Here is a 14,160-nt window from a genome sequence, read left to right as displayed (position 1 = left end):
TACGAGGTATTTAATGGAAAAACGTAAAATTACTTTTATTGGTGCAGGTAATATGGCTCACGCCATCATTGCCGGATTGGTAAAAGAAGGCTACCCTGCTGAACTGATTAATGTCTGCGCTCCAGGCAATGCTCACCGCGATGTACTGGCAAAAGAGTATGGCGTCAACAGCAGCAGTGATAATATCCGCTGCGCCCAGGAAGCTGATGTTGTTGTTATGGCGGTAAAACCGCAAGTGATGGCAGATGTCTGCCAGCCGCTAAAAGAGCAGGTGGATTTCAGTAATAAATTGGTTTTGTCTATCGCAACAGGAATTTCTGTTGCACGCTTTAAAGTTTTATTACAGGACAAGCTCAACATTATCCGTATCATGCCAAACACCCCAGCATTAGTCGGTCACGGGTTGAGTGGATTATTCGCACCTGAGCAAATCAGTCAGTCTGACCGTGATTTCACTCAAGCATTGATGAACAGCGTCGGTAAAACCCACTGGGTAAAAGATGAAAGCGTCATTAATGATATTATCGCCACAGCAAGTAGCGCCCCCGCTTATTTCTTCCTGTTTATGGAATCAATGCAACAGGAGGCAGAACGCCTAGGTTTTGACAGTGAAACAGCCCGTGAAATCGTTTTGCAAACAGCAACTGGTTCTGCGGCGCTGGCCGCATCAAATGCAGATCTCCCTTTTGCAACCCTGCGCGAGCAGGTAACATCTAAAGGCGGTACCACTGCGGAAGCATTGCGCATTTTTTATGAAGGCAAATTGCCGGAAATCGTATCCAGTGCCATGCAGGCAGCTATTCGCCGCGCACAGGAAATAGAAAAACAATTTTAATTTTATCAAGGCTGCTAAATGCAATTTTTAACTTTTATTCTGTTCACCGTTCTGGATTTATACATCGTTGTTTTATTACTTCGAGTATGGATGCAATGGGCCCGTTGTGATTTTTACAACCCATTTGCCCAGTTTGTCGTGAAAATTACTCAGCCGGTCGTTCGGCCACTGCGCCGTGTGCTCCCGGCTATTGGTCCGCTTGATACCGCTTCCATTGTTATAGCCTATGCTCTGGTACTGCTTAAATTAACCATGCAACTCTGGTTCAGTACCGGAGCGTTTACCTTCCTCACACTTTTCATCCCTATAGGGTTAATTGAACTGCTGACAGCCGCAGGCAAGCTAGTATTTTGGCTGGTGCTGGCGCGTGCTCTGTTAAGCTGGATAAGCCAGGGCCGCAATCCGATTGACTACGCTCTGATGCAACTGACAGAACCACTGATGGCGCCTATCCGCCGTATTATCCCGGCAATGGGTGGCCTTGATTTCTCCGCAATGCTCGTCATTTTGATCCTCTACGCGCTGAACTATCTCCGCGCTGATGTTCTCTCATGGCTGATACAATAAATAAGAATTAAATTGGGTTCAAAATAATGCAAAAAGTTGTTCTGGCAACCGGCAATCCCGGAAAAGTTCGTGAACTGGCGCAATTACTGGCTGATTTTGGTCTGGATATCGTTGCTCAAACTGAATTAGGCGTAGATTCCGCCGAAGAAACTGGCCTGACATTTATTGAAAATGCCATTCTTAAAGCTCGTCACGCGGCACAAATTACCGGCCTGCCAGCGATTGCTGATGATTCCGGTTTATCCGTAGATATCCTTGGCGGCGCTCCTGGCATCTATTCAGCCCGTTATGCGGATGAAAATGCTACCGATCAGCAAAATCTGGCAAAACTGTTGGATACGATGAAAGATATTCCTGATGATCAACGTCAGGCTCAGTTTAACTGTGTACTGGTTTATATGCGCCACGCAACAGATCCGACGCCTCTGGTATTTCATGGGCGCTGGCCGGGGATTATTGCCCGTGAACCTGCCGGTAATGGCGGGTTTGGTTACGATCCCATCTTCTACGTACCGGAATTAGGCTGTACTGCGGCTGAGTTAAGTGGTGAACAAAAAAATGCTGTTTCACACCGAGGTCAAGCACTGAAAATGATGTTGGATACTCTGCGTAATGCTTAAGCTTCCACCACTGAGTCTTTATATCCATATTCCGTGGTGTGTACAAAAGTGTCCTTACTGTGATTTCAACTCACATGCATTGAAAGGTGATGTTCCACATCAGGAATATGTCGGCCATTTATTAGCAGATCTGAAAGCGGATCTGCCAATGGTCAACGGCCGGGAAATCACCACCATCTTTATTGGTGGTGGGACCCCCAGCCTGCTCAGTTCACAAGGGATGCAACAATTACTGGATGGTGTTCGTACTCTCCTGCCAGTATCGCCGCAAGCTGAAATTACTATGGAAGCCAACCCGGGGACAGTGGAAACCGACCGTTTCAGTGGTTATCAGCAAGCCGGCATTAACCGAATATCCATTGGCGTCCAGAGTTTCAGCCCGGATAAACTGGTACGCCTTGGCCGTATTCACGGGCCGGATGAAGCCAAACGGGCTGCACATTTAGCTGCCAGCCTAGAGCTACGCAGTTTTAATCTGGATTTGATGCATGGTTTGCCAAACCAAAGCCTTGATGAAGCACTGGATGACTTGCGTCAGGCAATTGCGTTATCACCACCGCACCTTTCGTGGTATCAACTGACTATTGAGCCGAATACCAGCTTTGGTTCCCGTCCTCCGGTTCTGCCTGACGATGATGCTTTGTGGGATATTTTTTCACAAGGGCATCAATTGCTGACAGCAGCAGGTTATCAGCAATACGAAACTTCTGCTTATGCCAAACCAGGCTATCAATGCCAGCATAATCTCAACTACTGGCGTTTTGGCGATTATCTTGGTATTGGCTGTGGCGCTCATGGAAAAATCACCTTTGAAGATGGCCGTATTCTGCGTACAGTAAAAACCAAACATCCTCGCGGATATATGCAAGGACGCTATCTGGATAAACAGTATCAGGTAGAAAATGAAGATCGGCCATTTGAATTTTTTATGAACCGGTTCCGTTTACTGGAAGCCATGCCAAAACAAGATTTCAGTGATTTCACCGGATTATCGGAAAGTTCAATCCGCAATCAAATTGATCAAGCCTTAGCCGCGGGTTATCTCTCTGAAACAGCAACACATTGGCAAATTACGCAGAAAGGGAAATTGTTCCTGAATTCATTATTGGAACTGTTTATTTAATGCAAAAATTGCCTTCGAAAAATTCCGTTCCACAAATATCATCTTGTGCATAAACTCGATACCGGCACTGGTTTCGAGTTTATTCATAATACATTGCCCCTTACTGAACTTCAGTAGGGGCTCCCCGTTAGACGATAACAACTGAATGCTCAGTGTCTCAATCAATAAAGATAATAAGATAACACCCCAAAAAACCTCCGGTCCCCAACGGTTAGGTAAGTTGATAACACATCATTTTTATCAAAATGACGAGAATAACTATGAATAATCACAAATTAAATAACATATAAGTTACAGTTCAATTAAAGCGTTAACATTAAAATAATAGTTCAATTATCAACAATAAAAACCCACCATGTAAAAAACAAATAAAATAACATTTATTAACTTTCCCTACAAATATATTTGTCCATGTAGATAATAGTTAATATTTATCATTAAGAAACACATTAATTTCAACTTGAAAAAATCAAAAAATACATTTTCCATAAAATTAAATTCATAATTTCTTAATATATGTGAATTACAGCACAATAATATCACTTAAATTACTTCAAATGCGACTATATTTAATTTTCTCTTTGTTATATTTTTATTAACAAGCACAATCACTCTCAAAAATCACTCTTAACTTGAATTGGTATAAAAAATGAATATTGAAAATAAAGAAATGTTATATACTTTATCCAAAGAAGAGCTGGCTAAAGCACTGACTCCGTATTATAAAGACTTTTATGATCAACTTTCCGATTATCAAAAATCAAATATCAGCCTTGACATAGTTGTAAATGATGCTCACAAGAGATTATTCCTTAATAACCTAACTCATCTTCGCATTGATAGAGAATTAAAGCCAATTGAATACGCAGGTGTATCTCCATGTATTCTTGCAATTGGTACGGTTGTTGCTGATGCTTTTGGTCTTGTATTCCAATTTTTAGGTATAAATGAAGCTGAAACTCGTGCAGCCACACGCGCATTATTAAAAGAGTTAGGCCAGGATACTCTACGTGGATTACTTGCTACAATCGAAGACTTTAAAAATGCGACTTCTCTTCTTGATAAAGCGAAGATTATTTGGTCATTAATTTCTGAAATTAAGAATGCTGTAGGTTTTTCTGGAATAATCAAGGCATTAAAGGACTCAATGCATTGGTATGACTGGGTAATTACTGGGGTAACCGCAGCAGCACAATTAACTATATGGTTTGCTACAGATGGAGCCGCATTTATTGCAGAACTAGCTCTGGCTGGTGCGGCTATAGCTACATTGGGGATTGATGCGGCAAACGCAGTTCATGTTTGTTCATAAAACCTTTATTTGTAATCTTATTTAACTATGAAGGAACTTATTATTTATTATAAGTTCCTCCCAATATAAACATCCAGAATTAAACCTAACAATCACCGGTAATATTAACTATCAAACTAACAGCCTATCCCATGAAGGCTACTGGGATAGGCTATAAAACAACATATTATAAAACTTCAATCACTGCTTAAATTCAACTATAGAAAAAACGGCATGATTAAATGGCATCCTCAACAGCTTTAATTTGTGCTGTTAAACTTTCCAAACCACCACCAGATAAATACCACAGATCAGATTTCAGATAAGTAATTTTGCTATTCTTATATGCAGAAGTAGATTTTACTTTATCATCTTCAAATTTCGCTTTATCAAGTTTACCGGCACCAATTGCTTCGCCGCGATCAATAATGAGAATCACATCTGGATTAGCCTGAGCAATCATATCGGAAGTCACCATAATGCGTTTGGTTTTATCCTCACCAACTGGAATAGGCACTTCCGCTTTCTGCGCTTTAACCACATTAAACACGACGCTCTGGTTATTCAGCATTAATTTATCTGCGTTATGCAATAATACTAAAACCTTAGCACCCGAAGCTTTAGCTTTATCCTGAGCTTTAACAATTGTTTTTTCCAATTCAATAATCTGCTCTTTCACTTCATTTTGCTTACTAAACAACTCACCTAATAACTTCAAGTTACTTTCAACTGAAACCAGATAATTTTTACTATCAGTTCCCAGATTAATGGTTGGCGCTATTTTTGACAAACGTTCATAGAAAAGCCCTTGGCGGGCGGTGATAACGATCAGATCAGGTTTAATTTGTGCTAATTCTTCCAAATTCGGCTCTTTTATACCACCTGCATTTTTTACCTCTTTAGGCAAATTATTGCGGAGATATTCAGGCGTATTACCAGTAGGTAATGCAATAACCCGATCTGACAAGCCTAATTTAGCTAATGAATCATAAGTACCGAAATCAAATAAAACAACTTTCTGAGGATTCCTTTTGACATCCGTTTCACCAGAAAGATGTTTCACTGTGATCCTATCTCCAACTAGGGAGGCAACAGCATTTGGAGTGAATACAGCAGATGTCTGACTAAATGCGGAATGGCTTGCAACAACAAATAACGAAGCCAGGACGACAGGAATTATCTTCTTCATATACCGCGCTCCAAGAAAGGATATTAGTAACAATCTGCATTCTAGGTGGCAGGAAAAATATGTCAATATAAATAAGAATCAATTTGAAATTGATTCTTATTTGCAATTATTGGGAATTACTTAATAGAATTCAGTAATTCAATTCGTTGTTGTTCAAGGCCGCTGACTTTACCACAAACCTCTTTACCAAAACGCTGGAAATCTTCTTCCTGAGTTTTCCATTCAGCTTTCAAATTATTCTGCAACCCACCTAAACTGCCAAGCAAAGATTGCAATGCCTGATTATTATCACCATTCAAACTGAATTGTTTATTGCCAATCTCATTAATGCTGTCCTGTAATACTCCACCAAGGCTCTGTTCAATTAAGCTACGGCTCTCTTTTTCAACCTGCTTAATCGCCTGATGATGAAATGCTATACCATCTGAGCGGGTTTCAATAATTCGGTTTATCTGTTTATTAAGCCCTGATTCAAGATCAGACAGCCGGTTACGCATATTACTGTCTTTACCCATAGTATCTACCACCACTTTGTCCAAAGATTTACGGGCAGTTATCAGATGTTTGCTGGTTTCTTGTTGAATCCAAGGTAAATCCTGCCGCAAAGCTCGCTGATAATATTGCGCTTTCCGACGCTGTTCCGTATTTAAGTGCAGATTCTTACCATCACGGATAACTGAACCATCAAGTGAAATCTGGAGATTGCCGCTTGCTCCCACAACCTGAACTGATTGAGAAGTAATAATAATGTCATTCTGTGGATTTACCTGGCATTCATAACCTGCCTGGGCCTGAGCAACAAATAGCAAAGATATAGCAATGATAGTTTTGCGTAACATATTTTCTCCTAAGAAAACCACCTGAGAGTTAAAAAACAGATCGCCCGACACGATCGGCTAACAGTTCTAAGGCAGCACAACCCGCTAAAGAGTTCCCCGATCGATCCAATTCCGGCGACCAAACAGCAACCGTCAATTCTCCCGGCACGACACACACGATACCACCGCCAACGCCCGATTTTCCTGGCATACCAATTCTGAATGCAAATTCACCTGAACCATCATACATACCACAGGTCATCATCAGCGCATTAATCTGCCTGGCCTGACGTGGACTTAAAATCTGTTGTTGAGAACCTATCGTACTCCCCTGATTCGCCAAATAAATGAAACACCTGGCAAGTTCAATACAGTTCATTTTCAAAGCACAATAATGGAAATAAGTTTGCAGTACAGCAAGCACATCGTTATCGAAATTACCAAAAGATTTCATCAGATAGGCAATCGCCGCATTTCGGTGAGAATGTTCCATTTCAGAACGAGCAACTTTGTTGTCGTAACAGATATCAGAGCAACCAGCAAGTTGACGTACAACCTCCAGCATGCGTTGCTTGGGTGCACTCAACCGCGACTGCAACATGTCACACACAATTAACGCCCCCGCGTTAATAAAAGGGTTACGGGGTTTACCTTTTTCCAGTTCTAACTGAACTAATGAATTAAATGGCTGACCGGAAGGCTCCTGTCCGACCCGCTGCCAGATTTCCTGCTCCTGATAACGTGTCATCGCTAAGGTCAGGCTCAATATCTTAGAAATAGACTGAATCGAAAAACGCTTTTCAGCATCTCCGGCATGAAATATCTGCCCATCAATGGTGCAGATAGCTATTGCCAGGTTATCAGCGGGAACCTCCGCCAGTGCAGGAATATAATTTGCCACTTTCCCTTGGCCTATCAGGGGGCGAACTTGTCGTAAAATATCCGACAATAACGTGTTAGAGAACGTTGTACTCACTGACTTTACTCCTGACAGGGGCACCTATTAAAGGTGCCCCTGTTGCTATTCACTCAGGCTATTTTACAGCGATACGTTACTCAATCCCACCAAACATCAAACAGTTCAGAGGTCATGACATCTTCCATACCGCGATCCCTCAGCCATTTCTCAACTAATTGGCGGTGCTCTTCTGTACACATACCAACTTTTTGCAGGCAGATTAAACCTTCCCAATGCAGGTAACCACTGGCATCCAGTGCTAAACCATTAGATTCAATCAACTCATCAATAAATGCATCCACAGTGCTGTCAATAACATCTATAGGTGTATTCGATGGGAAGCTCCATTTAACAGAAAAACCCATTTCTTTGAATTCATCAATATGCATCTTTTTACGCAAACGACGACTGCGGTTTTTAGCCATTACTTAACCCTCTTAAACATGATATCCCACACGCCATGCCCCAACCGCTGACCGCGCAATTCAAATTTCGTTACCGGGCGTGAAGATGGACGCGGAACATAATCACCATTCTCAGACAAATTAAGGTAATTATCTACGCCATTCATCACTTCCAACATATGTTCGGCATATGGCTGCCAATCAGTCGCCATATGGAATACACCACCCACGTTCAACTTACTTTTTATCAGTTCAGCAAATGGCGGCTGGACAATCCTGCGTTTATTATGACGCGCTTTATGCCACGGATCTGGAAAGAAAAGCTGTACCATTTCCAAACTGTTCTCCGGGATCATATTCTCCAGCACTTCAATAGCGTCATGACACATCACCCGCAAGTTACTGATATTCTCGCCTTCAGCAGAAGCCAAGCAAGCACCAACACCAGGTACATGAACTTCAATCCCAAGAAAGTTTTTTTCGGGATTCTGGCTTGCCATAGTGACAAGAGATGCTCCCATGCCAAAACCAATTTCCAATACAATGGGGGCTTCACGCCCAAAAAGTGCCTCCATATCCAGCTTTTCCGCCTGATATTCAACACCCATTTTTGGCCAGAGATCATCAAGTGCTTGTTGCTGACGATTAGTTAACCGGCCTTGACGACGAACAAAACTCCTAACACGGCGCAATGGCCTGCCATTTTCATCAAATTCCGGCGAAATTACGTTATTTATCATGATATTTCTGTCAGTTTTAAAGGCATTTATTCAGGCGCTTATGGCTGCTTTACCGGCAAACCACCTAAAGAGAGCGCATTATCCAAAGATGGGCGATTTTAGCAAGTCCAATAGTGACAAGTACAATGTTAATCCCAGATTGCGCAGTGCCGTGAAAACAAAGTTCCGGTTTACAGCGAAGTAACACTATGTTGCAATCCTGTTCACGAAACACTGATTTTTCCTAAAGATAATTATCCCAATGATGGAAGCAAAACAATTCTCCAAAATGGTACTAGATTGGTACCATCGTTACGGTCGTAAAACCCTGCCCTGGCAACTGGAAAAGACGTCTTATCACGTCTGGCTTTCAGAAGTGATGTTGCAACAAACCCAGGTCGTGACAGTCATTCCCTATTTTCAGCGCTTTATTTCGCGTTTTCCTGATGTCGCTTCACTTGCCGCCGCACCGCTTGATGAAGTTCTTCATTTATGGACCGGTCTTGGTTACTACGCCCGCGCCCGTAATTTGCATAAAGCAGCGCAACAGATTGTGGAACGACATCATGACGAATTCCCAACAACATTTGATGATGTCGTTGCCCTGCCTGGCGTCGGCCGCTCAACCGCCGGTGCAATCCTTTCGCTTTCTCAGGGTAAACATTTCCCAATTCTTGATGGCAATGTTAAGCGAGTATTGGCCCGCTGTTACGCAGTAGAAGGTTGGCCAAGTAAAAAAGAGGTTGAAAGTCACCTCTGGCAAATCAGCGCCAATGTAACGCCAGCAAAAGAAGTGGAATATTTTAATCAAGCAATGATGGATTTAGGGGCAATGGTTTGCACCCGCAGCAAGCCAAAATGTGGAATCTGCCCATTAAATCAGGGGTGTATCGCCTATGCGAACCATAGCTGGACAAAATACCCAGGTAAAAAACCTAAGCAGAGCATTCCTGAGAAAACAGCTTATTTCCTGTTGATGCAAAATGACAACACGGTCTGGCTGGAACAGCGCCCACCAACGGGGATCTGGGGAGGATTATTCGCGTTTCCTCAGTTCGAAAGCCTGGATTTGTTGAATAGCTGGCTGGAACAATCCGGCATTTCTCACAGCAAACATGAGCAACTAAACGCATTCCGCCACACATTTAGCCATTTTCATCTGGATATTGTGCCGATAAAAATAAATATTTTATCTTTTACCGCCTGCATGGATGAAAATAGAGGACTTTGGTATAACTTACAGCAACCCGCGACTGTTGGGCTAGCAGCACCAGTTGAATATCTGTTGCAACAACTGAGCTGAATTCCATACCCGCTATTTTGAGGATTTATTATGAGCAGAACTGTTTTTTGTACTTTCTTACAACGTGAAGCCGAGGGGCTGGATTTTCAGCTTTATCCGGGAGAGTTGGGCAAACGCATTTTCAATGAAATTTCCAAAGAAGCGTGGGGACAGTGGATGAGTAAACAAACCATGCTAATCAATGAGAAAAAACTTAATACCATGAATCTGGAAGATCGTAAATTGCTTGAACAAGAAATGGCTAAATTTCTGTTCGAAGGCCATGATATTCAAATTGACGGATATACTCCACCAGAAAAATAATATTCAGCTTCCATCAGAGCCGCTGGCTCTGATGTTGTATTCAACACCAGATGGCAATGTAAGATGAAAAAACTGTTAACTCTGTTTGTTATTGCCCCACTGCTCGTTTCCTGTACCAATACCAAAGATACCAAATACAACGAAGAATATATAAAAGATACCAATGGTTTTGATATTTTGATGGGCCAATTTGCCCACAACATTGAAAACATTTGGGGGTTGCACGAAGTATTAATTGCAGGCCCAAAAGATTACGTTAAATATACTGATCAATACCAGACCCGCAGCCATATCAATTTTGAGGCAGGCACGATCACTATTGAGACCATTTCTCCGACAGACCCCACAACATATTTGCGCAAGGCCATTATCACCACCTTATTAATGGGTGACGATCCAGGTTCTGTCGATCTCTATTCTGATATTAACGACATTCAGATCAGTAAAGAGCCCTTCCTTTACGGGCAGGTTATGGACAATAACGATCAGCCGATCCGTTGGGAATGGCGGGCAGCACATTTTGCAGATTATTTGCTGACGAATAAATTACAAAAACGCCAAGCTGGTTTACATGTCATCTGGTCTGTCACCATGCAACTGGTACCAAACCATTTGGATAAACGCGCTCATAAATATCTACCACTGATTCGTCAGGCTTCCATTAAATACGGAGTAGACGAATCCCTGATCCTGGCAATTATGCAAATAGAATCCAGTTTTAACCCATATGCCGTCAGCCGCTCTGATGCACTTGGACTGATGCAGGTTGTACAACATACCGCTGGCCGTGATGTCTTTAAGATGAAAGGCAAATCAGGACAACCGAGCCGTAGTTATCTGTTTGATCCAGAAAATAACATTGATGCCGGTACAGCATACTTATCGATATTACAAAACAGTTATCTGGGTGGCATTACTAACGCAACCTCCCGCCGTTATGCGGTGATAACCGCTTACAATGGCGGTGCAGGCAGTGTATTACGGGTATTCTCCAGCGATAAGAAAAAAGCGGCTCAAATCATCAACAGCATGGTACCGGGTGATATTTATGAAACTCTGACAACCAGACACCCATCAGCAGAATCACGCCGCTACCTGATGAAAGTCAATACTGCCCAGAAAAGTTACCATCATTAAAACGTTAGAGCGATAGCATAATAACGGAGAGCCATTTTTCTACTCTCCGTTATTTTTTTGCCTATATTTTTAGCTAATCGAATAATTTCAAAGCACAAATCACTATTTCAAAAGAAATATATTGACGGGTCCTAACGAATACGGTTTAATGCGCCCCGTTGCCCGGATAGCTCAGTCGGTAGAGCAGAGGATTGAAAATCCTCGTGTCGGTGGTTCGATTCCGCCTCCGGGCACCAATTCAAGGTGCGCTTGTTGGGAGATGAGAAAACTCAACGGGCGTTCGATACTGGGACCTAAATGCATCGTTACAGTTGACTTAATCTTGCATAGCTTCGATATAAAGTATAAAGGTCCTAGATTCAGGATATCTGAGAAATCAGATGTCCTTTTTTCGTCTGAGCGCAATACTTACAAGTTCTATTGCAACTGTCAAGCCATCCACACTAAAATCAATGAATTAATTAACACGATGTTGTATGTTGGTTACTCAACTTTCCTCATTGATCAGAAAAAGGTCAATTATGAGAGATTACATCAGTTAAAAAAATTCCCCATCTTGCGACAGGGAATTTGTACAGAAAAAACAAGTCCAGGCAACAGCGAAGAGATTTTGTTTTTATCCGATTAACATTTCGCCTTTTTCTGGCTCAGCATCGATATAAAGCATTAATTCACGCTCCAGCGCACGCCCGGCAGTCTCCAGATTGATATCAATATATTCCATCGTCGTGGCAATACTGCGATGCCCCAGTAATCCGCGCACCATTTGCAAATTACGATCAGGCGCTTTCATCAGTTCAGTTGCCAGGGTATGCCGGAAACGGTGTGGACCCACATCAAATCCACACTCTTTTGATAAGCGCCTAAAGAATGATTTTATCGTCTGTAACTGGTCGGTTTCACTTCCTCTGTCTATTTTGGCGGTAAAATAGTTCACACAGAACAGAGGATCACTCAGTTTTGCCCCATCCGGCGGCATCCCCTTCTCCGACGTGACGGTCATGACAGTAGAAAGGATCTCATCAACAGACCTTACGGCTGATGAAACAATTTCAGTCATCGTGTTATCTTCCTGCCGTCTCTGAGAGGGCAGAACACTGTCCATTGTTGTTGATAAAGGCGTAGCAGAAACATCAGGACTTTTTGAGGCAATAATTTGCGGTGATGCAACCGAGACAGAGAATATTGCCGGCGCCCCGGCTTGACTCAGGGCTTCTGTGATTATCTGACTTATCGCGTCATCTTCCTTCATCTCACCAGAGAGAAGACAAAACAGCGAAGAGAAGGCATCAGGTATAGACGCCAGCCAGGTCAACGCCTTAGCCGGCAACAACCGCCCGGCGAGTAACCCCCCGAAATGACAGGCAACCATCGTCTCCACTGGGGGAGTTTTGAACCGGAAACGATACGGCATCTGCGGCACAGCCAACCCAGGATACCAGGGTTGCCCTTCGTCCAGTTCCCCGTCAAACTGGGCTAAAACAGGTAAAAAATGAAATAACGCAGCGTAAAACACCACCGTGTTCCACATCACACTTTGCTCTGCCTGCGTTTCAGGGATCACCCCCGGCGGTAACATCTGCCCTTTCGCCAGACGTACCGCAAACACAGTACATTGCAGAGTCACATCAATCAAGCCGCCCTGATGGGCATAAGGTCCCTGCGGTGCTGCCGGAACACGATTAATCTCCTCTTTTTTCCCAAAACCCTAATACATCCTCTGGCAGGGACAAGGCAAAACTCTTTTCCCGGGAATAAAAATTAATCAATGAAAACCGTACGCAATAATTCAAACGTTTCCAATGCAATCACGGGTAAACGAAGCGGGTATCCGGTTCTTTCGTTGAATCAGTCATGATAAATACAAAAAGCAAGAATTTTATTCAAAAATGGATCATGCAAGAAAGGGTTAAAGAGGAAAATAGAGTGTGTCCGGTGCATCTGGGAAGCACTATTGATTCAAACCAAAAGTGTCAGCGATAAACAAAATAACCTCAATCGATTTACTTTTCATCTCCGTCCTGTTGGATAAAAACTCCGGCTCAAGAGCCGGAATTGGCTTAATTCAGTGTCTCAAACCGTTTGCACCTCATACTGCTTACGATTTTTCCTGAGACGACACGGCCAGTTTTCCAGCCAGTGTACCGGGGTATACATGACCCGATGACGTTCATTTGTCAGCGCATTACCTACCACCACCTCCCCGGGTATCCCCAACAGAGAAAGCTGGATATACGCCATGGAAGCGGCTACGACGTCCATATCAACGCAGGATACCCACATATGCCGGGCAGGGACATAGCCTGAGGTTTTCAATTCTTCCGCCACCGCAATAACCATACAACCCGCGCCACAGGCAGGCTCGTACAAGGTGAAAAAGGGGTGTTTCTCTAAAAATTGTCGCAGGTCACTCAATTGCATGTTTGCCATCACCCGGCTAATATGCCAAGGTGTGAAGAATTGTTTCAGGTGCTTGCTACCCAAATTCATCTCCATGAAAATGCCGCCAAGAAAATCGTGGGGTTCACGTTCCAATACCGTTATGACATGCACAAGCAGTTGAGACAACCGCGTCACATCTTCCAGTTTATAATGTTTTATGATTTGCAAATACTGTTGCTCCAGCTCACTGTCCGGGCAAACAGCATTATGCAGACTGATTGCCGCACACTGCACAAAATCACCAAATACCCGGTCGCGCTGATGATAACGCGCTGTTTCATTCAATAAAGCCATAAACGCTTTTTTGTGATTAATCAATACAGACAAAACGTGTTCCTGAGAAAAGGGGGGAACACGCCCCCTCAGAGGACATATTCCCCCAATGGGTAAATCGCCGACGTCATATCCGCCGGCAGTAGCGTTATCAGACACTCAGGTAAACCTGAACCTG

15 protein-coding genes and 1 tRNA gene are annotated in these 14,160 nt (G+C 43.0%); 9 read left to right on the top strand and 7 right to left on the bottom strand.

What is annotated here, in order from left to right:
- Positions 1-13: 13 nt before the first annotated feature.
- The 5 genes from proC to ABR397_RS04240 all read left to right on the top strand — a co-directional run bounded on the left by proC (position 14) and on the right by ABR397_RS04240 (position 4,457).
- Positions 14-835, top strand: coding sequence for a pyrroline-5-carboxylate reductase (gene proC / locus ABR397_RS04260; RefSeq protein ID WP_350304609.1), 822 nt, complete (start codon positions 14-16; stop codon positions 833-835).
- An 18-nt stretch (positions 836-853) separates the two neighbouring features.
- The gene (locus ABR397_RS04255) at positions 854-1,402 is read left to right on the top strand and encodes a YggT family protein (protein ID WP_350304608.1); all 549 of its coding nucleotides are present in this window, start codon (positions 854-856) and stop codon (positions 1,400-1,402) included.
- A gap of 26 nt (positions 1,403-1,428) precedes the next feature.
- On the top strand, positions 1,429-2,022 hold the full coding sequence (locus ABR397_RS04250; protein ID WP_350304607.1) for an XTP/dITP diphosphatase: 594 nt from the start codon (positions 1,429-1,431) through the stop codon (positions 2,020-2,022).
- Entirely contained in the window at positions 2,015-3,145 is a 1,131-nt protein-coding gene (hemW, locus tag ABR397_RS04245) for a radical SAM family heme chaperone HemW (protein WP_350304606.1), read from the top strand. Before ABR397_RS04250 ends, hemW begins: the two co-directional genes overlap by 8 nt.
- Before the next feature lie 649 nt (positions 3,146-3,794).
- Positions 3,795-4,457 carry a hypothetical protein gene (locus ABR397_RS04240; protein WP_350304605.1) on the top strand — a complete coding sequence of 221 codons (663 nt, stop codon included), beginning with the start codon at positions 3,795-3,797 and terminating at the stop codon, positions 4,455-4,457.
- Between the two features lie 217 nt (positions 4,458-4,674).
- Here ABR397_RS04240 and ABR397_RS04235 read toward each other — a convergent pair whose 3' ends face one another.
- From ABR397_RS04235 to trmB, 5 genes are all read right to left on the bottom strand, one after another.
- Positions 4,675-5,625: a siderophore ABC transporter substrate-binding protein gene (locus tag ABR397_RS04235; protein ID WP_350304604.1), complete on the bottom strand. Its 951-nt coding sequence runs from the start codon at positions 5,623-5,625 to the stop codon at positions 4,675-4,677.
- 116 nt (positions 5,626-5,741) lie between these two features.
- On the bottom strand, positions 5,742-6,464 hold the full coding sequence (locus ABR397_RS04230; protein WP_350304603.1) for a YggN family protein: 723 nt from the start codon (positions 6,462-6,464) through the stop codon (positions 5,742-5,744).
- 28 nt (positions 6,465-6,492) lie between these two features.
- Positions 6,493-7,419 carry a glutaminase B gene (gene glsB, locus ABR397_RS04225; RefSeq protein ID WP_350304602.1) on the bottom strand — a complete coding sequence of 309 codons (927 nt, stop codon included), beginning with the start codon at positions 7,417-7,419 and terminating at the stop codon, positions 6,493-6,495.
- An 80-nt stretch (positions 7,420-7,499) separates the two neighbouring features.
- Complete coding sequence (locus ABR397_RS04220; protein WP_350304601.1) at positions 7,500-7,826, bottom strand: YggL family protein; 327 nt, start codon at positions 7,824-7,826, stop codon at positions 7,500-7,502.
- Positions 7,826-8,545 carry a tRNA (guanosine(46)-N7)-methyltransferase TrmB gene (gene trmB, locus ABR397_RS04215; protein ID WP_350304600.1) on the bottom strand — a complete coding sequence of 240 codons (720 nt, stop codon included), beginning with the start codon at positions 8,543-8,545 and terminating at the stop codon, positions 7,826-7,828. Before trmB ends, ABR397_RS04220 begins: the two co-directional genes overlap by 1 nt.
- A 241-nt stretch (positions 8,546-8,786) precedes the next feature.
- On the opposite strand from trmB, the gene mutY reads away from it, so the two are divergent.
- The 4 genes from mutY (at position 8,787) to ABR397_RS04195 (ending at position 11,503) form a co-directional block, all read left to right on the top strand.
- The gene (mutY, locus tag ABR397_RS04210; RefSeq protein WP_350304599.1) at positions 8,787-9,827 is read left to right on the top strand and encodes an A/G-specific adenine glycosylase; all 1,041 of its coding nucleotides are present in this window, start codon (positions 8,787-8,789) and stop codon (positions 9,825-9,827) included.
- A gap of 30 nt (positions 9,828-9,857) precedes the next feature.
- Positions 9,858-10,130 carry an oxidative damage protection protein gene (locus ABR397_RS04205; protein ID WP_021324405.1) on the top strand — a complete coding sequence of 91 codons (273 nt, stop codon included), beginning with the start codon at positions 9,858-9,860 and terminating at the stop codon, positions 10,128-10,130.
- Between the two features lie 63 nt (positions 10,131-10,193).
- Complete coding sequence (gene mltC / locus ABR397_RS04200; RefSeq protein ID WP_350304598.1) at positions 10,194-11,267, top strand: membrane-bound lytic murein transglycosylase MltC; 1,074 nt, start codon at positions 10,194-10,196, stop codon at positions 11,265-11,267.
- Between the two features lie 160 nt (positions 11,268-11,427).
- Positions 11,428-11,503 (top strand) — tRNA-Phe (locus ABR397_RS04195).
- 380 nt (positions 11,504-11,883) lie between these two features.
- On the opposite strand, the gene ABR397_RS04190 is transcribed toward ABR397_RS04195, so the two are convergent.
- Complete coding sequence (locus ABR397_RS04190; RefSeq protein WP_350304666.1) at positions 11,884-12,954, bottom strand: TraI domain-containing protein; 1,071 nt, start codon at positions 12,952-12,954, stop codon at positions 11,884-11,886.
- Between the two features lie 386 nt (positions 12,955-13,340).
- Positions 13,341-14,141, bottom strand: coding sequence for an N-6 DNA methylase (locus ABR397_RS04185; protein WP_350304597.1), 801 nt, complete (start codon positions 14,139-14,141; stop codon positions 13,341-13,343).
- Positions 14,142-14,160: the final 19 nt, after the last annotated feature.

It is taken from the genome of Photorhabdus viridis (assembly GCF_040256935.1).
Classification (GTDB): domain Bacteria; phylum Pseudomonadota; class Gammaproteobacteria; order Enterobacterales; family Enterobacteriaceae; genus Photorhabdus; species Photorhabdus viridis.
This window is presented reverse-complemented; position numbering and strand designations above follow the sequence as displayed.